This window comes from Streptomyces sp. NPDC037054 (assembly GCF_055606745.1).
Genome location: NZ_JBVJSJ010000004.1, coordinates 111,490 through 129,234 on the forward strand (window position 1 = coordinate 111,490; position 17,745 = coordinate 129,234).

Below are 17,745 nucleotides of genomic sequence, written 5' to 3' on the forward strand. Positions count from 1 at the left end.
GTGCGCCGGCTCAGTCGCCGTAGTCCGACATCGCGTCCAGCAGCCGGGCCGAGGTCGCCGGGACGCTCACGCCGTGGATGAGCGACGGCGGCACCGGACGGGCCGCGTCCCGGTCCCGGACCGCCCAGTGCGGGGCCATCCGGGCGCAGTCGCCGCGCAGCGCGGCCAGGTCGACGTCGATCTCGTCCGGGGTGGGAGCGTGGACCTCGAGGTTCGTCATGACCGCACCGTATGCAGGTTGTCCCACGCGAAGAAAGATCTACTATCGGGTAGTTTTCCCCGCTTCAGCGACACCGGCCGACCCGGTAGCGTGAACTGTCAATCCGCCTCCCTCCTGGAGAATCCACGCCGTGCGCATCGCAGTCACCGGCTCCATCGCCACCGACCACCTCATGACCTTCCCCGGCCGCTTCGCCGACCAGCTCGTCGCGGACCAACTGCACACGGTCTCGCTGTCCTTCCTGGTCGACAACCTCGACGTCCGGCGGGGCGGCGTCGGCGCGAACATCGCCTTCGGCATGGGCCAGCTCGGCACCGAGCCGATCCTGGTCGGGGCCGCCGGCTTCGACTTCGACGAGTACCGGGCCTGGCTGGACCGGCACGGTGTCGACACCGAGTCCGTCCGCATCTCCGAGACGCTGCACACCGCCCGCTTCGTGTGCACCACCGACTCCGACCACAACCAGATCGGCTCCTTCTACACGGGCGCCATGAGCGAGGCCCGCCTCATCGAGCTCCAGACCGTCGCCGAGCGCGTCGGCGGCCTCGACCTGGTCTCCATCGGCGCCGACGACCCCGAGGCGATGCTGCGGCACACCGAGGAGTGCCGCTCGCGGTCCATCCCGTTCGCCGCCGACTTCTCCCAGCAGATCGCCCGCATGGACGGCGACGAGATCCGCATCCTGCTGGACGGCGCGACGTACCTCTTCTCCAACGAGTACGAGAAGGGCCTCATCGAGTCCAAGACCGGCTGGAGCGACGCCGAGATCCTCTCCCGCGTCGGCCACCGCGTCACCACCCTCGGCGCGCGCGGCGTGCGCATCGAGCGGGAGGGCCAGGACCCGATCGAGGTCGGCTGCCCCGACGAGGAGCGCAAGGCCGACCCCACCGGCGTCGGCGACGCCTTCCGCGCCGGCTTCCTCTCCGGCCTCGCCTGGGGCGTCTCCCTGGAGCGCGCCGCGCAGGTCGGCTGCATGCTCGCCACGCTCGTCATCGAGACCGTCGGCACCCAGGAGTACCAGCTGCGCCGCGGCCACTTCATGGAGCGCTTCACCAAGGCCTACGGCGACGAGGCCGCCGCCGAGGTCCAGGCGCACCTGGCCTGACCCGCCCCCGGCCGGCTACCCGAGCCGGCGGACCACGTACGCCGCACCCCGGTCCGCCGGTTCCTCGCCGACGTACTCCTGCCCCCGCATCTCGCACCACGCCGGGATGTCGAGGCGCGCGGCCTCGTCGTCCGCGAGCACCCGGACCGTGCCGCCCACCGGCACGTCCCCGATGACCTTCGCCAGCTCGATCACCGGGACCGGGCAGCGCCGCCCCACCGCGTCCACGACCACGACGTCGGACTCCGCCCGGACGTCCTCGGCGGCGACCGGCGCGCCCAGCTTCTCCCGCACCCCGGCCACCGCCCCCGGCAGCACCGCGAGGAACCGGTCCACGTCCTCCTCGCGCGTCCCGGCCGGCAGCGACACGCGGACGTTGCCCTCGCTCAGCACCCCCATCGCCCGCAGCACATGGCTGGGCGTCAGCGTGCTGCTCGTGCACGACGAACCGGACGACACGGAGAAGCCCTCCCGGTCCAGCTCGTGCAGCAGCGTCTCCCCGTCGACATAGAGACACGAGAACGTGACGATGCCGGGCAGCCGGCGCACCGGGTCCCCGACCACCTCCACGTCCGGCACCAGCCGCGGCACCCGCGCCCGGATCCGGTCCGTCAGCTCCCGCAGCCGCGCGGCCTCCTCGGCCGCCTCCGCCCGCACCGCCCGCAGCGCCGCCGCCGCGGCCACGATCGCCGGCAGGTTCTCGAAACCGGCCGCCCGCCCCGACTCCCGCTCGTCCGACGGCCCCTGGACCGCGAACCGCACCCCCTTGCGCACGACGAGCAGCCCGACCCCCGCCGGTCCGCCCCACTTGTGCGCGCTCGCCGTCAGCAGCGACCAGCCGTCCGGCACCGGACCCCACCCCAGCGACTGGGCCGCGTCCACCAGCAGCGGCACCCCCGCCGCCCGGCACGCCCCGGCCACCTCCGCGACCGGCTGCTCCGTGCCCACCTCGTGGTTCGCGGACTGCAGACACGCCAGCGCCGTGTCCGGCCGCAGGGCCGCCGCGTACGCCTCCGGGTCGACCGCGCCCGTGCGGTCCACCGCCACCCGGGTGACCGTCCCGCCGTCCCGCTCGTGCCTCTCGGCCGCGTGCAGCACCGAGGAGTGTTCGACCGCTGACACGATCAGGTGACGTCCGACGCGCCTGCGCCCGGCCAGCGCACCCGCCACGCCGGTGTGCACGGCCCGCGTCCCCGACGAGGTGAACACCAGCTCGTCCGGCCGGCACCCCACCACCTCGGCGGCGGTCTCCCGCGCGGCGTCGAGCAGCATCCGCGCCCGCCGCCCCTCCCGGTACAGCCTCCCGGGATCCGCCCACCCCTCGTCCAGGGAGGCCAACAGGGCCTGACGGGCGACGGAATGAAGCGGAGCGCCGGAAGCAGCGTCGAAGTAGGCCACACCCCCACGTTATGCCGGGCGCGCGAAGTACACCGCGACGCCCCGTCGGAGGGACCCCCGGCGCGTATGCCCCCCTCCCCGCGAACCCCCGGAGAGCGTCGGCTAGGGTTTGGTCCGCATAAACATCCAAACCCCTGCCCGACGCAGGGCGGCGACCAACCAACGAGAAGGCCGCAGCCAATCCGCGCGGGCGAGACTCTCGGGAAGGCGCTACGTGAGTCCCAACGGCTCCGACCTCCCCCACCGCCTGAAGGGCGTGGGCGGTACCCCCTCGCCGCGGCGCCCGATGCGGCGGAAGCTGCTGCAGGCACTGACCGCGGGCCTGGTCCTGGCGACCGCCACCGGTTGCACATACGAGGACTTCCCCCGCCTCGGCATGCCCACCCCGACCACGGAAGAGGCTCCGCGGATCCTCTCCCTGTGGCAGGGCTCGTGGGCTGCCGCGCTCGCCGTCGGCGTGCTGGTGTGGGGCCTCATCCTGTGGAGTGCTTTCTTCCACCGGCGCAGCCGCACCAAGGTCGAAGTTCCCCCGCAGACCCGGTACAACATGCCCATCGAGGCCCTGTACACCGTGGTCCCGCTCATCATCGTCTCGGTGCTGTTCTACTTCACGGCCCGTGACGAGTCCGAGCTCCTGAAGCTGGAGAAGAAGCCCGACGTCACGGTCAACGTGGTCGGCTTCCAGTGGAGCTGGTGCTTCAACTACGTGGAGAGCGTCGACGGCTCCTCGGGGGACGCCAAGTCCGCCAAGGAACTCGACGCGATCCCGGACCGGTACAAGGACCAGTTCCCGGCGAACGCCGGCGGTGTCTACGACTGCGGTGTCCCCGGCACGCGGAACCCGCAGACCAACAACCCCGGTCCGACGCTCTGGCTGCCCGAGGGCAAGCGGGTCCGCTTCGTCCTCACCTCGCGTGACGTCATCCACTCCTTCTGGGTGGTGCCGTTCCTGATGAAGCAGGACGTCATCCCGGGTCACACCAACGCCTTCGAGGTGACTCCCAACAAGGAGGGCACCTTCCTGGGCAAGTGCGCCGAGCTGTGCGGCGTCGACCACTCCCGGATGCTGTTCAACGTGAAGGTCGTCTCCCAGGAGCGGTACGAGCAGCACCTCAAGGACCTCGCCAAGAAGGGGCAGACCGGTTACGTTCCCGCTGGCATCGCGCAGACGAGCCACGAGAAGAACCGGGAGACGAACCAACTGTGAGCATCGTCAACGAACCTCAGGGCGCCTCGGCGGCTGAAGACTCGTATTACGAGGACGAGCTGCCGGTACGGCGCAAGCGGCCCGGCAACGTCGTGGTGAAGTGGCTCACGACCACCGACCACAAGACGATCGGCACGCTGTATCTGGTCACGTCGTTCGCGTTCTTCTGCATCGGTGGCGTCATGGCGCTGCTCATGCGCGCGGAGCTGGCCCGCCCGGGCCTGCAGGTGATGTCGAACGAGCAGTTCAACCAGGCGTTCACGATGCACGGCACGATCATGCTGCTGATGTTCGCGACGCCGCTGTTCGCCGGCTTCGCGAACTGGATCATGCCGCTGCAGATCGGCGCGCCGGACGTGGCCTTCCCGCGGCTGAACATGTTCGCCTACTGGCTCTACCTGTTCGGCTCGCTGATCGCGGTCGCCGGTTTCCTCACCCCGCAGGGCGCGGCCGACTTCGGCTGGTTCGCCTACTCCCCGCTGTCGGACGCGGTCCGCTCGCCGGGTGTCGGCGCCGACATGTGGATCATGGGTCTGGCCTTCTCCGGCTTCGGCACCATCCTCGGCTCGGTCAACTTCATCACCACGATCATCTGCATGCGCGCACCGGGCATGACCATGTTCCGCATGCCGGTGTTCACGTGGAACGTGCTGCTGACCGGTGTGCTGGTCCTGCTGGCCTTCCCGGTCCTCGCCGCCGCGCTCTTCGCGCTGGAGGCGGACCGCAAGTTCGGCTCGCACATCTTCGACCCGGCCAACGGCGGGGCGCTGCTGTGGCAGCACCTCTTCTGGTTCTTCGGCCACCCCGAGGTGTACATCATCGCGCTGCCGTTCTTCGGCATCATCAGTGAGGTCATCCCGGTCTTCAGCCGCCGCCCGATCTTCGGTTACATGAACCTGATCGCGGCGACCATCGCCATCGCCGGTCTCTCGGTGACGGTGTGGGCGCACCACATGTACGTCACCGGTGGCGTGCTGCTGCCGTTCTTCTCCTTCATGACGTTCCTCATCGCCGTCCCGACCGGCGTGAAGATCTTCAACTGGATCGGCACGATGTGGAAGGGCTCGCTGTCCTTCGAGACGCCGATGCTCTGGGCGATGGGCTTCCTCATCACCTTCACCTTCGGTGGCCTGACCGGCGTCATCCTGGCCTCGCCGCCGATGGACTTCCACATCTCCGACTCGTACTTCGTGGTGGCGCACTTCCACTACGTCGTGTTCGGCACCGTGGTCTTCGCGATGTTCTCCGGCTTCCACTTCTGGTGGCCGAAGTTCACCGGGAAGATGCTCGACGAGCGCCTCGGCAAGATCACCTTCTGGACGCTGTTCTTCGGCTTCCACGGCACGTTCCTCGTCCAGCACTGGCTGGGCGCCGAGGGCATGCCGCGCCGGTACGCCGACTACCTGGCGGCCGACGGCTTCACCGCCCTGAACATGATCTCGACGGTCAGCTCGTTCGTGCTCGGCCTGTCGGTCCTGCCGTTCTTCTACAACATCTGGAAGACCGCGAAGTACGGCAAGAAGATCGAGGTCGACGACCCGTGGGGCTACGGCCGTTCGCTCGAGTGGGCGACGTCCTGCCCGCCGCCGCGGCACAACTTCCTCACCCTGCCGCGGATCCGCAGTGAATCCCCGGCGTTCGACCTGCACCACCCGGAGATCGCCGCGCTCGACGAGCTCGAGAACGTCGGTCACGGGGAGAAGGCCCTCGCTGGGGGCAAGGAGGCCGGCAAGTGAAGATCCAGGGCAAGATGTTCATGTGGCTGAGCGTCTTCGTCCTCGCCATGGCGGTCGTCTATGGCGTGTGGTCGAAGGAGCCGGCCGGTACCACGGCCCTCTTCCTGGCCTTCGGGCTGTGCATCATGATCGGCTTCTACCTGGGCTTCACGGCCAAGCGGGTGGACGTCGGAGCGCAGGACAACAAGGAGGCGGACGTCGCGGACGACGCCGGCGAGGTCGGGTTCTTCAGCCCGCACAGCTGGCAGCCGCTGTCCCTGGCGATCGGAGGCGCCTTCGCCTTCCTGTCCATCGCCCTCGGCTGGTGGCTGATGTACTTCTCGGCGCCGCTGGTCCTGATCGGTATCTGGGGCTGGGTCTTCGAGTACTACCGCGGTGAGAACCGCACCCAGTAGCACGACGAGACGCCCGGGAGCCCGGACACTCCGCACGGAGTGTCCGGGCTCCCTCTTTTGCCCCACGAACCTCACCCGTCCGGGTTACCCGCCGCGCCGCCGCCGGTGATGCTCCCTACGTTGAGGCCATGAGCCACACCGACCCCCCGCGCAGCCGCACCGCCGTCGGCTGCACGCTGCTCGTGATCGCCCTCGGCGCGGGCCTCACCGCCTGCGGCGGAGACGACACCCCGCTCGCGGCCGAGCCGTACGACGCGGCGGACCAGGTCTCCTTCAACGGCCGTGCGGGCGAGGGGCGGCCGACCGACCCGGACAAGCCGCTGGAGGTCGTCGCCGAGGACGCCGAAGGGCGCATCACCGACGTCACCGCCGTGGACGCCGCAGGACGCTACGTGGCGGGCGAACTCGCCGCCGACGGCACCCGGTGGCACAGCACCTCCCCGCTGGCGGCGAGCGCCCGCTACACGGTCCGCGTGAGCACGGAGAACGGGGACGGGGCGCCCGGCCGGAAGGTCTTCACCTTCGACACCGGCAGGCCCACCGCCAAGAAGCGCCTGAACGTCACCTTCGGCCCCAAGCAGGGCACCTACGGAGTCGGGCAGCCCATCACCGCCGAGCTGTCCCTGCCGGTCAAGGACCGGGCGCAGCGGGCCGTCGTGGAGCGCGCCCTCAAGGTGCGCTCGACGCCGTGGGTGGAGGGCGGCTGGCACTGGGTGGACGACAAGGAACTCCACTACCGGCCCAAGGAGTACTGGCCCGCCCACTCCACCGTCGAGGTGCGCAGCAACCTGGAGGGCATCAAGATCGGCGACCGGGTGTGGGGCGGCCGTGCCAAGCCCCTGAAGCTCGGCATCGGGGACCAGGTGATCGCCGTCACCGACGCCGCGGCCCACCGGCTGACGCTCTACAAGAACGGCGAGGCGGTCAAGTCGGTCCCGGTCACCACCGGCAAGCCCGGCTTCGAGACCCGCAACGGCGTCAAGGTCGTGCTCGGCAAGGAGTACTTCGTACGCATGCGCGGCACCAGCATCGGCATCGCCGCCGGCAGCGCCGAGGACTACGACCTGCCGGTCCACTACGCCACGCGGGTGACCTGGAGCGGCGAGTACGTGCACGCCGCGCCCTGGTCCGTGGGCTCGCAGGGCTCGGCGAACGTCAGCCACGGCTGCACCGGCATGAGCACCGGCAACGCCAAGTGGTTCTTCGACAACGTCCGCGAGGGCGACGTCGTGAAGGTCGTCAACTCCGACGGCGACACGATGGAGGCGTTCGGCAACGGCTTCGGCGACTGGAACGTGCCGTGGCAGAAGTGGCGGGAGGGCAGCGCCCTGACCGCCGGCCCGGCCCAGGCGGCGGGCGCCCAGCAGACGGCACGCCTGCGCCCCACCGCCGGGTGAGACGCAGGCGTGCGTGCCGTCCGGGCGACAGCCCCTAGGCCTTCAGGGAGGCCTTCGGCCGCAGGAGCGAGGCGAGGGCGTCCGCGAACTCCACCGGGTCCACCGGCAGGGTCACGGCCGCGTCGGCCCGGCTCCAGGTGGCAAGCCAGGCGTCCTGGGGGCGCCCGATCAGCAGCAGCACCGGCGGACAGTTGAAGATCTCGTCCTTGATCTGCCGGCACATCCCCATGCCACCCATGGGCACCGCCTCGCCGTCCAGCACACAGGCGTCGATGCCGCCCTTGTCCAGCTCCTTGAGGACGGCCGCCGGTGTCGCACACTCCAAGAACTCGACCAACGGGGCGTCGGGGGAGGGCCGTCGGCCGGTGGCCAACCGCACCTGCTCCCGGGTGCCCGAGTCGTCGCTGTAGACCAGCACCGTGGCGGTCGGCTGCATTGTTCCTCCGTGACGTCAGCGTCGTAAGGACAGGCCCGTGGGGCGGATGCTACCCCTCTGAACACCACGTCAACAGCGGTATGACCGTCCTAGACACTCCGAACGGCACCCCCCGGAGTGAGGGCGGGATAAGCGACCGACATAATGTCGGTCGTGGCGACAGCAACGACAGTAGAAACCGGGCACGCGCACCCGTCGGTCAATCGGCCGAACCTCGTCAGCGTCGGAACCATCATCTGGTTGAGTTCCGAGCTGATGTTCTTCGCGGCCCTCTTCGCGATGTACTTCACCCTGCGATCGGTGACAGGGCCCGACCACTGGAAGGAAATGGCGGATGCGCTGAACTTCCCGTTCTCGGCGGCCAACACCACGATCCTGGTGCTCTCCTCCCTCACCTGCCAGCTCGGCGTCTTCGCCGCCGAGCGCGGTGACGTGAAGAAGCTCCGGATGTGGTTCATCGTCACCTTCATCATGGGCGCGGTCTTCATCGGCGGTCAGGTCCTCGAGTACACCGAGCTGGTCAAGCACGAGGGCCTCTCGCTCTCCTCCGACCCGTACGGCTCGGTCTTCTACCTGACGACCGGCTTCCACGGCCTGCACGTGACGGGCGGTCTCATCGCCTTCCTGCTGGTCCTCGGCCGTACCTACGCGGCCAGCAGGTTCACCCACGAGCAGGCGACCGCCGCCATCGTCGTGTCCTACTACTGGCACTTCGTCGATGTCGTCTGGATCGGCCTCTTCGCCACGATCTACATGATCAAGTAGCCGGGCCAGTACCCGAGCACCTCTCCAGAAGCATCGACGCAGAAGATCCTGACACCGGGGTAATCCGTGAAAAAGCTCTCCGCACGACGACGCCACCCGCTGGCGGCACTCGTCGTCCTACTCCTCGCGCTGGCATGCACCGGGGGGCTGTACGCCGTGCTCGCACCCGCGGACAAGGCGAAGGCCGACGAAACCGCCCAGTCCCTCACCATCGAGGAGGGCAAGAAGCTCTACTCGGTGGGCTGCGCCAGCTGCCACGGCACCGGCGGTCAGGGGACCAGCGACGGCCCCAGCCTGGTCGGCGTCGGCGCCGCGGCCGTCGACTTCCAGGTGGGCACCGGCCGCATGCCGGCGCAGCAGCCGGGCGCCCAGGTGCCGCGCAAGAAGGTCATCTACTCGCAGGCCGAGATCGACCAGCTGGCGGCGTACATCGCCTCCCTGGGTGCCGGTCCGTCCGTCCCGACCGAGGAGCAGTACAGCCTGGAGGGCGCGGACGTCGCCAAGGGCGGCGACCTCTTCCGCAACAACTGCGCGCAGTGCCACAACTTCACCGGCAAGGGCGGTGCGCTGACGAAGGGCAAGTACGCGCCCACCCTTGAGGGTGTCGACCCGAAGCACATCTACGAGGCCATGCAGACGGGCCCGCAGAGCATGCCGGTCTTCCCCGACACCACGATGTCGGAGAAGAACAAGAAGGACATCATCGCGTACCTCGACGCGGTCAACAGCGACGACACTGAGAGCCCGGGTGGCCTGGAGCTGGGCGGACTCGGTCCGGTCAGTGAGGGTCTGTTCGGCTGGATCTTCGGTCTGGGCGGCCTCATCGCCATCGCCGTCTGGGTCGCCGCTCGGACCGCAAAGGCCAAGAAGTCATGAGTAGCCAACACATTCCCGAAGAGAGCCTGCCGGCTGAGCAGGACACCACGCACGGCGCGGTGGACGTCGCGGACGACAAGAACCCGTTCGCCGACCCGGGCCTCCCGCCCCACGAGCCCCGGATCCAGGACATCGACGAGCGGGCCGCCAAGCGGTCCGAGCGCGCGGTCGCCCTGATGTTCACGGTGTCGATGCTGGCGACCATCGGCTTCATCGCCGCGTTCGTGACCATCCCGATCGACCGGTCGGTCTACATCTTCCCGCTGGGCCACATCAGCGCGCTGAACTTCGCGCTCGGTGTGACCCTGGGTCTGGCGCTGTTCTGCATCGGCGCCGGCGCGGTCCACTGGGCCCGCACCCTGATGAGCGACGTGGAGATCGCCGACGACCGCCACCCGATCGAGGCGCCCCCCGAGGTGCGCGCGAAGGTCCACGAGGACTTCCGCCAGGGCGCGAAGGAGTCCGCCCTCGGCCGCCGCAAGCTGCTGCGCAACACGATGCTCGGCGCGCTCACCCTGGTGCCGCTGTCCGGCGTCGTCCTGCTGCGCGACCTCGGTCCGCTGCCCGGCACGAAGCTGCGGCACACCATGTGGTCCAAGGGCAAGCTGCTCGTCAACATGAACACGAACGAGCCGCTGCGTCCGTCCGACGTCACGGTCGGGTCCCTCACCTTCGCCAAGCCCGAGGGCCTGGACGAGCACGACCACGAGTTCCAGACGGAGATCGCCAAGGCCGCCCTGATGATCGTCCGCATCCAGCCGGACGACATCAAGGACAAGCGCGAGCTCGAGTGGTCGCACGAGGGCATCGTCGCGTACTCGAAGATCTGCACCCACGTCGGTTGCCCGATCTCCCTGTACGAGCAGCAGACGCACCACGTGCTCTGCCCCTGTCACCAGTCCACCTTCGACCTCTCCGACGGTGCCCGCGTGATCTTCGGTCCCGCCGGCCACGCCCTGCCGCAGCTGCGCATCGGCGTGAACGAGGAGGGCTACCTCGAGGCGCTCAGCGACTTCGAAGAGCCCGTCGGTCCTGCCTTCTGGGAGCGCGGATGAGTACCACCAGCAGCACAGAGTCCCGCGCACGCGGGAAGGCGCCGGCCGGCGAGCGCGTCGCCGACTGGGCCGACGGCCGGCTCGGGATCTACTCCCTGGCCAAGGCCAACATGCGCAAGATCTTCCCGGACCACTGGTCCTTCATGCTGGGTGAGATCTGCCTCTACAGCTTCATCATCATCATCCTCACGGGTGTGTACCTGACGCTGTTCTTCCACCCGTCGATGAACGAGGTGGAGTACCACGGCAGTTACGTCCCGATGCAGGGCGTGCTGATGAGTGAGGCGTACGCCTCGACGCTCGACATCAGCTTCGACGTGCGCGGTGGTCTGCTGATCCGGCAGATCCACCACTGGGCGGCGCTCATCTTCCTCGCCGGCATGTTCGTGCACATGATGCGCGTGTTCTTCACGGGCGCGTTCCGCAAGCCGCGCGAGGTCAACTGGCTGTTCGGCTTCCTGCTGTTCGTCCTGGGCATGTTCACCGGTTTCACCGGCTACTCGCTCCCGGACGACCTGCTCTCCGGCACCGGTGTCCGCTTCACGCAGGGCGCGATCCTGTCGACGCCGATCGTCGGCACGTACATCTCGATGTTCCTGTTCGGCGGCGAGTTCCCGGGCGGCGACTTCGTCGCGCGGTTCTACTCGATCCACATCCTGCTGCTGCCGGGCATCATGCTCGGCCTGGTGGCCGCCCACCTGATCCTGGTCTTCTACCACAAGCACACGCAGTTCGCGGGTCCCGGCCGGACCAACAAGAACGTCGTGGGCATGCCGCTGCTGCCGGTCTACACGGCGAAGGCCGGAGGCTTCTTCTTCCTGGTCTTCGGCGTCATCACCCTGATCGCCGGCGTCGCGTCCATCAACCCGATCTGGGTCCTCGGCCCGTACCGTCCGGACTACGTGTCCACCGGCGCCCAGCCCGACTGGTACATGGGCTTCGCCGAGGGTCTGGTCCGCGCCATGCCGGGCTGGGAGATCAACTTCTGGGGTCACACGCTCGTCCTGGGTGTGTTCATCCCGCTGGTGATCTTCGGTCTGTTCCTCGGTGTGCTGGCCCTGTACCCGTTCATCGAGGCCTGGATCACCGGCGACAAGCGCGAGCACCACATCCTGGACCGCCCGCGCAACGCCCCGACCCGGACCGCGTTCGGTGTCGCCTGGATCACCGCCTACATGATCATGCTGATCGGCGGCGGCAACGACATCGTGGCCACGCACTTCCACCTGTCGATCAACGCGGTCACCTGGTTCGTCCGCATCGGCTTCTTCGTCGGTCCGGTCATCGCGTTCGTCGTCACCAAGCGGATCTGCCTCGGCCTCCAGCGCCGGGACCACGACAAGGTGCTGCACGGCCGCGAGTCGGGCATCATCAAGCGCCTGCCGCACGGTGAGTTCATCGAGGTGCACGAGCCGCTCAGCCAGGAGCAGCTCTACACGCTGACCGCCCACGAGCAGTACAAGCCGGTCGAGATCGGCCCGACGGTCGACGAGAACGGCGTCGAGCGGAAGGTGAAGGGCCCCGAGAAGCTGCGCGCCAGGCTGAGCAAGGCGTACTTCGGCACGGACGCCCAGATCGAGAAGCCCACCGTCGAGGAGTACAAGGAGATCACGAGCGGCCACGGCCACCACTGATCACTGCGTTCGCCACGCCACGCGAAGGGCCCCGTCCCGCTTTACGGACGGGGCCCTTCGCCGTGCCCGGGGCTGGATAGGGTGGAACCAGTCTTGATACGTGGCTACGGACCCAGGAGCGGCTGATGAGCGCTGTGACCCCCGCTGGAGGCGACACCGCGGCGGGCCGCACCTGGCCCGCCCTGCTGAACGGCCTGCTGGACCGCCGGGACCTGACCGCCGACGACACCGCGTGGGCGATGGACCGGATCATGCGGGGCGAGGCGACCGACGCGCAGATCGCCGGCTTCGCGGTGGCCCTGCGCGCCAAGGGCGAGACGGTCGAGGAGATCACCGGCCTGGTCCGCACGATGTACGAGCACGCCAACGTGATCCAGGTGCCCGGCGCGACGGTCGACATCGTCGGCACCGGCGGCGACGGCGCCAGGACGGTGAACATCTCGACCATGTCGGCGATCGTCGTCGCGGGCACCGGCGCCAAGGTCGTCAAGCACGGCAACCGCGCCGCGTCGTCGGCGTCCGGCGCGTCCGACGTGCTGGAGAAGCTCGGGGTGAACCTGGAACTCACGCCGCGGCGGGTGGCCGAGGTCGCCGAGGAGGCCGGCATCACCTTCTGCTTCGCGGTGAAGTTCCACCCCGCGCTGCGGCACGTGGCGGCGGCGCGCGGCCAGCTCGGCATCCGCACGGTGTTCAACTTCCTCGGCCCGCTGACCAACCCGGCGCGGGTGACGTCCCAGGCGATCGGCGTGGCCGACGCGCGGATGGCGCCGATCATCGCCGGGGTCTTCGCCGAGCGCGGCAACTCCTCGCTGGTGTTCCGGGGCGACGACGGCCTGGACGAGCTGACCACCACGGCCACCTCCCAGGTCTGGGTCGTCCGCGACGGCAAGGTGTCCGCGGAGACCTTCGACCCCCGGGACGTGGGCCTCGACCTGGTTCCGGTGGAGGCGCTGCGCGGCGCGGACGCCTCGTACAACGCGGAGGTCGCCCGCAGACTGCTGGAGGGCGAGACCGGCCCCGTCCGGGACGCGGTCCTGCTGAACGCGGCGGCGGCCCTCGTGGCCCTCGACCCCTCCGGCGCGCCGCTGACCGAGCAGATCCGCGCCGGCATGGCGAAGGCCGCCGAGGCGATCGACTCGGGCGCGGCCAAGCGCGTGCTGGACCGCTGGGTGGCGGCGAGCCACGCCTGAGGGGCCTGACGCACACGGCGTCGTACGTCCCGCGATCCGGACACGGGTTGCGGGACGTCGATCTTTTCCGTACGTTCCTGACCAGGTCATGAGTGACAGTCATGAGGCCCCGGCCGACTGTCCGGCAACCCTCCGTCCGTGGCGGGGTGCCCCGGGTGAAGACCAGGCCGCAGTCAGCAAGGTCTGCGGCAAGCGCGGACCCCTCGCACCGACACCAGGGGTCCTGGTCGTCGAGGGAGCGTTTGCTTATGTCCGCCGCCACTGCCGCCACCGTTGTCCCTGCCCCGCTGGCCGTGCTGGGCCGTGACGTCACCGTGCCGCTCGTCACCGGCGGCGAGGTCACCTACGCCGCGCTCGACTACGCCGCCAGCGCCCCCGCCCTCCAGCGTGTCTGGGACGACGTCGCCGCCTACGCGCCGTACTACGGCAGCGTGCACCGGGGCGCCGGGTACCTGTCGCAGCTGTCCACCGACCTGTTCGAGAACTCCCGCCGGACCGTCGCCGAGTTCCTCGACTGCCGGGGCGACGACCAGGTCGTCTTCACCCGGTCCACCACCGACTCCCTCAACCTGCTCGCCGCCGCGCTCCCGGAGGGCTGCGAGGTCTTCGTCTTCGAGACCGAGCACCACGCCTCCCTGCTGCCCTGGCGGGGCGCCCGCGTCACCTTCCTCGACGCCCCGCGCAGCCCCGAGCAGGCGGTCGCGACGCTGGAGCGGGCCCTCGCCGGCCGGGACCCGCACGGCCCGGCCCTCGTCTGCGTCACCGGCGCCTCCAACGTCACCGGCGAGCTGTGGCCGGTGCGGGACCTGGCCGCCGCCGCGCACGCCCACGGCGCCCGGATCGTCCTGGACGCCGCCCAGCTCGCGCCCCACCACCCGGTCTCCGTCGAGGCGCTGGACGTCGACTGGGTCGCCTTCTCCGGGCACAAGCTGTACGCGCCCTTCGGCTCCGGTGTGCTGGCCGGGCGCGCCGACTGGCTGCGCGAGGCCGAGCCGTACCTCGCGGGCGGCGGCGCCAGCCGCAGGGTCGCCCGGCGTGCCGACGGGGGAGTGGACGTGGAGTGGCACGACACGGCCGCCCGGCACGAGGCCGGCTCGCCCAACGTCATCGGTGCCTACGCCGTCGCCTCCGCCTGCAAGGCCCTCACCGAGGCCGGGTTCGAGACGCTCGTCGCCCGTGAGGAGTACCTGATCCGCAAGGTGCGCGAGGGTCTCGCCGACGTCCCCGAGGTGCGCGTCCTGTCCCTGTTCGGGGACGACGCGCCGCGGGTCGGCGTCCTCTCCTTCGTCGTCGACGGCTGGAACAGCTCCCACTTCGCCGCCGCCCTGTCCGCCGAGTACGGCATCGGCGTCCGCGACGGCCTGTTCTGCGCCCATCCGCTGCTGCGCACCCTGCTCGGCAGCGACCCGCAGACGCAGGGCGAGTGCGGCGCCCCGGAGGCCGCGCCCGGCGAGAAGTCCCTGAACGCCATCCGCGTGAGCTTCGGCGCGGGCACCCCCGACGAGCACGTGGACCGCTTCGTGACCGCCTGCCGGGAACTGGTGCGGGACGGCGCCCGCTGGAACTACCGCACGGAGAACGGCCGTTGCGTCCCCGACAGGTCGGCGGCGCCCGTCTCGGCGTGACCCGGCGGGCCCGGCTCGGCGTGATCCGCCGCGCCCGTCTCGGCGTGAGCCGGCAGCCGGGTGCCCAGCAGGATCATCCGCAGGGCCCGCTCGGTCGCGTCGGTGAGCAGTTCGGACGCCCGCACCAGGGCCTCCGCCAGGGCCATCGGCGCGGGCAGGATGCCGTGGCAGGCGTCGACGCCCGGCACGTCCTGGGCGCCCTCGCCGAGCGTGCCCGCGAGCGCCAGCACCGGGCGGCCGTACAGCTTGGCGCGGCGCGCCACCTCGGCCGGCACCTTGCCGCGCGGCGTCTGGTGGTCCAGGGCACCCTCGGCGGTGACGACCAGGTCGGCGCGGGCCAGCCGGGCGTCCAGGCCGAGGTGGTCCAGGAGCACGCCGAAGCGGGGCAGCAGCCGGGCGCCGAGTGCGGCGAGCCCGGCGCCGAGCCCGCCCGAGGCGCCGGTGCCGGGGCCGGTGCGCAGGTCGGTGCCGGTGACGCGGAGGTCGCGGGTGAGGACGTACGCCCAGTTCTCCAGGCCCGCCGACAGGTCCTCCACCTGGGCCGGGGTGGCGCCCTTCTGCGGGCCGAAGACGCGGGCGACGCCGCGCTCGCCGCACAGCACGTTGAAGGGGTTGCAGGCGACCAGCAGTTCCGCGTCCGCGAGCCGGGGGTCGAGGCCGGCCGGGTCGACGCGGTGCAGCCGGACCAGTTCCCGTCCGCCGGGCGGGAGTTCGTGGCCGTCGGCGTCCAGCAGCCGCGCGCCGAGCGCCTGGAGCGCGCCCGCGCCGCCGTCGGACGTGCCGGAGTCGCCGCAGCCGACCAGGATCCGCCGCACGCCCGTGTCGAGCGCGGCCCGGATCAGCTCGCCGACGCCGTACGTGGTGGTGGCGCCGGGGTCCCGCAGGGAGCGCGGGACCAGGGAGAGACCCGCGACGGCGGCCATCTCCACGACGGCCGTGTCCCCGGAGCCGAGCAGCGCGAAGTGCGTGCCGACCCGCTCCCCGACGGGGCCGGTGGCGGCCAGCGCGACCAGCCGGCCGCCGGTGGTGCCGGCCAGCGTGGCGGCCGTGCCCTCGCCGCCGTCCACGAGCGGGATGAGGTCGAGGTCGGCGGCGGGCAGGACGCGGCGCACGCCTGACGCGATGGCGTCGGCGGCGGCCTGGGCGGACAGGGACTCCTTGAAGCCACTGGGGGCCACGGCGATACGACGGAGCACGGGTGTTCTCCTCAACGGGTCACGGGAACGCCGAGCAGCGGCCAGACCGCGACGGCGAAGAACAGCACGAGCGCGGCGGTCGCCGGGGCCAGGACGGCCGAGAGACGCAGCAGGTCGCGCGGGGTGTAGGTGGGGGTGCCGGGCAGCTCGGCGAAGAGCGTGACCGGCTTGGCGGAGGCGGGCAGCGTGTGGCAGAACCCGGCGGCCGCCGTGGACGCGAGGGCGGCGGCCACCGGGTTGACCCCGGCGCCGACGGCCGCCGCGACGACCAGCGGGACCAGCACCGACGAGCGGGCCGAGCGGGACTGGAGCACGAGGTGCGCGGCCGTGCTGACGGCGACGACGACCGCCAGGAACACCACCGGCGTGACGCCCGGGGGCAGCCCGGAGACCAGCCACTCGGCCGCCCCGGAGTCGGCGAGCGCGATGCCCATCGCCATCGTCGCGGCCATGAACAGCAGCAGCGCCCACGGCACCGTCCGCAGCGCGTCCTTCAGCCGGACGGTGCCGAGCGCGGGCGACGCGGCGACGACCGCGCCGATCAGTGCCACGACCGCCGGGGACACCCGGTGCAGCGGCTCGCTGCACCACAGCAGGACCACGGTCGCCAGCAGCAGCGCGCAGCGCGTCTCCGCCTGCGTCCACGGTCCGGTCACCGGCTGCTCGCTGTGCCGCTGTATCTCCTCGGCCGTGACGCGCACGGCGCCCTCGCGGTCCGCGCGCCGGGTCGTCGTCAACAGCACGGCCTCGGCGGCCAGGTGGGAGGAGGCCACCGCGAGCGGCAGCCCGAGCAGCAGCCACTCGGTGAACCCGATCCGCTCCCCGGCGGTCTCCCACAGCACCGACACGGTGATCAGATGCGCGCCCGCGCCGATCAGAGTGGCGACCGCCGACAGCAGGATCACGGTCGGGAACAGCAGCGCCAGCATCACGACCAGTCGCTTCCGGTCGCCGAGTGCCTTGGCGAGGGCCAGGAACACCGGCAGCGCCAGCGCGGCCCGGCCCGAGGTGGCGGGCACCGCGAACGCCGTGACGACCAGCGCGGCCGTCGTCAGATGCGTCAACTGCCGCACCGAGCGCGCCCCGCCGACCAGGAAGACCGCCATGCGTCCGGCGAGCCCCGTCCGGGTCACCGCGGCGGCCAGCACGAAGGCGCAGATCAGCAGCCACACCGTCGAGTCGCCGAGGGTGCCGAACAGGGTGTCGCTGCTGATCACACCGGTCGCGGTCAGCGCGAGCCCGGCGCCCAGCGCGATGTACGTGTCGTCGATCGGCGTGGCGATCCAGGCGCAGGTCGCCAGCGCGAACACGGCGAGCGTGAGCCGGGCGTCACCGGCGAGGCCGGGGAAGGTGCCCGGCACCGCGAGCGGCGCGCACAGCGACAGGGCCACGCACAGGGCGGCGGTCAGCCGGAGGTTCAAGGTCACGTCATCGAGGGTTCACCCGGGCCGTGAGCCCTCAATGAGCCGCACATGAAGGAAACTTCACCCGGAACCCGGCGTCCGGCCGA

General features: G+C 70.7%; 16 protein-coding genes and 1 riboswitch. Of the genes, 11 read left to right on the forward strand and 5 right to left on the reverse strand.

What is annotated here, in order from left to right; all coding sequences use genetic code 11:
* Window positions 1-10: 10 nt before the first annotated feature.
* Entirely contained in the window at window positions 11-220 is a 210-nt protein-coding gene (locus ACZ7D7_RS11415) for a hypothetical protein (protein WP_470823815.1), read from the reverse strand.
* A 130-nt stretch (window positions 221-350) separates the two neighbouring features.
* Between ACZ7D7_RS11415 and ACZ7D7_RS11420 the strand changes: the two genes are divergently transcribed.
* Window positions 351-1,325: a carbohydrate kinase family protein gene (locus ACZ7D7_RS11420; RefSeq protein WP_470823817.1), complete on the forward strand. Its 975-nt coding sequence runs from the start codon at window positions 351-353 to the stop codon at window positions 1,323-1,325.
* Between the two features lie 15 nt (window positions 1,326-1,340).
* Here ACZ7D7_RS11420 and ACZ7D7_RS11425 read toward each other — a convergent pair whose 3' ends face one another.
* On the reverse strand, window positions 1,341-2,723 hold the full coding sequence (locus ACZ7D7_RS11425) for an aminotransferase class V-fold PLP-dependent enzyme (protein WP_470823819.1): 1,383 nt from the start codon (window positions 2,721-2,723) through the stop codon (window positions 1,341-1,343).
* 214 nt (window positions 2,724-2,937) lie between these two features.
* On the opposite strand from ACZ7D7_RS11425, the gene ctaC reads away from it, so the two are divergent.
* The 4 genes from ctaC to ACZ7D7_RS11445 all read left to right on the forward strand — a co-directional run bounded on the left by ctaC (window position 2,938) and on the right by ACZ7D7_RS11445 (window position 7,458).
* The gene (gene ctaC / locus ACZ7D7_RS11430) at window positions 2,938-3,930 is read left to right on the forward strand and encodes an aa3-type cytochrome oxidase subunit II (protein ID WP_470823821.1); all 993 of its coding nucleotides are present in this window, start codon (window positions 2,938-2,940) and stop codon (window positions 3,928-3,930) included.
* Window positions 3,927-5,666 carry an aa3-type cytochrome oxidase subunit I gene (gene ctaD, locus ACZ7D7_RS11435; protein WP_470823822.1) on the forward strand — a complete coding sequence of 580 codons (1,740 nt, stop codon included), beginning with the start codon at window positions 3,927-3,929 and terminating at the stop codon, window positions 5,664-5,666. The genes ctaC and ctaD overlap by 4 nt, the downstream gene beginning before the upstream one ends.
* Window positions 5,663-6,061 carry a cytochrome c oxidase subunit 4 gene (locus tag ACZ7D7_RS11440; RefSeq protein WP_470823823.1) on the forward strand — a complete coding sequence of 133 codons (399 nt, stop codon included), beginning with the start codon at window positions 5,663-5,665 and terminating at the stop codon, window positions 6,059-6,061. Before ctaD ends, ACZ7D7_RS11440 begins: the two co-directional genes overlap by 4 nt.
* Window positions 6,062-6,189: 128 nt before the next feature.
* On the forward strand, window positions 6,190-7,458 hold the full coding sequence (locus tag ACZ7D7_RS11445; protein WP_470823824.1) for a L,D-transpeptidase: 1,269 nt from the start codon (window positions 6,190-6,192) through the stop codon (window positions 7,456-7,458).
* Between the two features lie 34 nt (window positions 7,459-7,492).
* Here ACZ7D7_RS11445 and ACZ7D7_RS11450 read toward each other — a convergent pair whose 3' ends face one another.
* Window positions 7,493-7,894 carry a response regulator gene (locus tag ACZ7D7_RS11450; RefSeq protein ID WP_470823825.1) on the reverse strand — a complete coding sequence of 134 codons (402 nt, stop codon included), beginning with the start codon at window positions 7,892-7,894 and terminating at the stop codon, window positions 7,493-7,495.
* Between the two features lie 144 nt (window positions 7,895-8,038).
* Here ACZ7D7_RS11450 and ctaE point away from each other — a divergent pair, with 144 nt between their 5' ends.
* The 6 genes from ctaE (at window position 8,039) to ACZ7D7_RS11480 (ending at window position 15,039) form a co-directional block, all read left to right on the forward strand.
* Window positions 8,039-8,659 carry an aa3-type cytochrome oxidase subunit III gene (ctaE, locus tag ACZ7D7_RS11455; RefSeq protein WP_470823826.1) on the forward strand — a complete coding sequence of 207 codons (621 nt, stop codon included), beginning with the start codon at window positions 8,039-8,041 and terminating at the stop codon, window positions 8,657-8,659.
* A 66-nt stretch (window positions 8,660-8,725) separates the two neighbouring features.
* Window positions 8,726-9,535, forward strand: a complete 810-nt coding sequence (qcrC, locus tag ACZ7D7_RS11460; RefSeq protein WP_470823828.1) for a cytochrome bc1 complex diheme cytochrome c subunit — start codon at window positions 8,726-8,728, stop codon at window positions 9,533-9,535.
* The gene (qcrA, locus tag ACZ7D7_RS11465) at window positions 9,532-10,590 is read left to right on the forward strand and encodes a cytochrome bc1 complex Rieske iron-sulfur subunit (RefSeq protein WP_470823829.1); all 1,059 of its coding nucleotides are present in this window, start codon (window positions 9,532-9,534) and stop codon (window positions 10,588-10,590) included. The genes qcrC and qcrA overlap by 4 nt, the downstream gene beginning before the upstream one ends.
* Window positions 10,587-12,224, forward strand: coding sequence for a cytochrome bc1 complex cytochrome b subunit (qcrB, locus tag ACZ7D7_RS11470; RefSeq protein WP_470823831.1), 1,638 nt, complete (start codon window positions 10,587-10,589; stop codon window positions 12,222-12,224). The genes qcrA and qcrB overlap by 4 nt, the downstream gene beginning before the upstream one ends.
* Before the next feature lie 125 nt (window positions 12,225-12,349).
* Window positions 12,350-13,414, forward strand: coding sequence for an anthranilate phosphoribosyltransferase (gene trpD, locus ACZ7D7_RS11475; RefSeq protein ID WP_470823832.1), 1,065 nt, complete (start codon window positions 12,350-12,352; stop codon window positions 13,412-13,414).
* 84 nt (window positions 13,415-13,498) lie between these two features.
* A riboswitch (SAM riboswitch) is annotated at window positions 13,499-13,615 on the forward strand.
* 47 nt (window positions 13,616-13,662) lie between these two features.
* The gene (locus ACZ7D7_RS11480; RefSeq protein ID WP_470823833.1) at window positions 13,663-15,039 is read left to right on the forward strand and encodes an aminotransferase class V-fold PLP-dependent enzyme; all 1,377 of its coding nucleotides are present in this window, start codon (window positions 13,663-13,665) and stop codon (window positions 15,037-15,039) included.
* On the opposite strand, the gene ACZ7D7_RS11485 is transcribed toward ACZ7D7_RS11480, so the two are convergent.
* Together ACZ7D7_RS11485 and ACZ7D7_RS11490 are read right to left on the reverse strand one after the other, a co-directional pair.
* Window positions 14,979-16,235, reverse strand: a complete 1,257-nt coding sequence (locus ACZ7D7_RS11485) for a glycerate kinase (protein WP_470823834.1) — start codon at window positions 16,233-16,235, stop codon at window positions 14,979-14,981. The two genes, ACZ7D7_RS11480 and ACZ7D7_RS11485, sit on opposite strands and share 61 nt — an antisense overlap.
* 11 nt (window positions 16,236-16,246) lie before the next feature.
* Entirely contained in the window at window positions 16,247-17,662 is a 1,416-nt protein-coding gene (locus tag ACZ7D7_RS11490; RefSeq protein WP_470823835.1) for an SLC13 family permease, read from the reverse strand.
* Window positions 17,663-17,745 lie beyond the last annotated feature (83 nt).

Excerpts from the sequence above, each read along its gene's own strand:
- ACZ7D7_RS11415 (WP_470823815.1), bottom strand. The coding sequence starts at position 220 with ATGACGAACCTCGAGGTCCACGCTCCCACCCCGGACGAGATCGACGTC.
- ACZ7D7_RS11445 (WP_470823824.1), top strand. The coding sequence starts at position 6,190 with ATGAGCCACACCGACCCCCCGCGCAGCCGCACCGCCGTCGGCTGCACG.
- ACZ7D7_RS11450 (WP_470823825.1), bottom strand. The coding sequence starts at position 7,894 with ATGCAGCCGACCGCCACGGTGCTGGTCTACAGCGACGACTCGGGCACC.
- ctaE (WP_470823826.1), top strand. The coding sequence starts at position 8,039 with ATGTCGGTCGTGGCGACAGCAACGACAGTAGAAACCGGGCACGCGCAC.
- qcrA (WP_470823829.1), top strand. The coding sequence starts at position 9,532 with ATGAGTAGCCAACACATTCCCGAAGAGAGCCTGCCGGCTGAGCAGGAC.
- qcrB (WP_470823831.1), top strand. The coding sequence starts at position 10,587 with ATGAGTACCACCAGCAGCACAGAGTCCCGCGCACGCGGGAAGGCGCCG.
- trpD (WP_470823832.1), top strand. The coding sequence starts at position 12,350 with ATGAGCGCTGTGACCCCCGCTGGAGGCGACACCGCGGCGGGCCGCACC.
- ACZ7D7_RS11480 (WP_470823833.1), top strand. The coding sequence starts at position 13,663 with ATGTCCGCCGCCACTGCCGCCACCGTTGTCCCTGCCCCGCTGGCCGTG.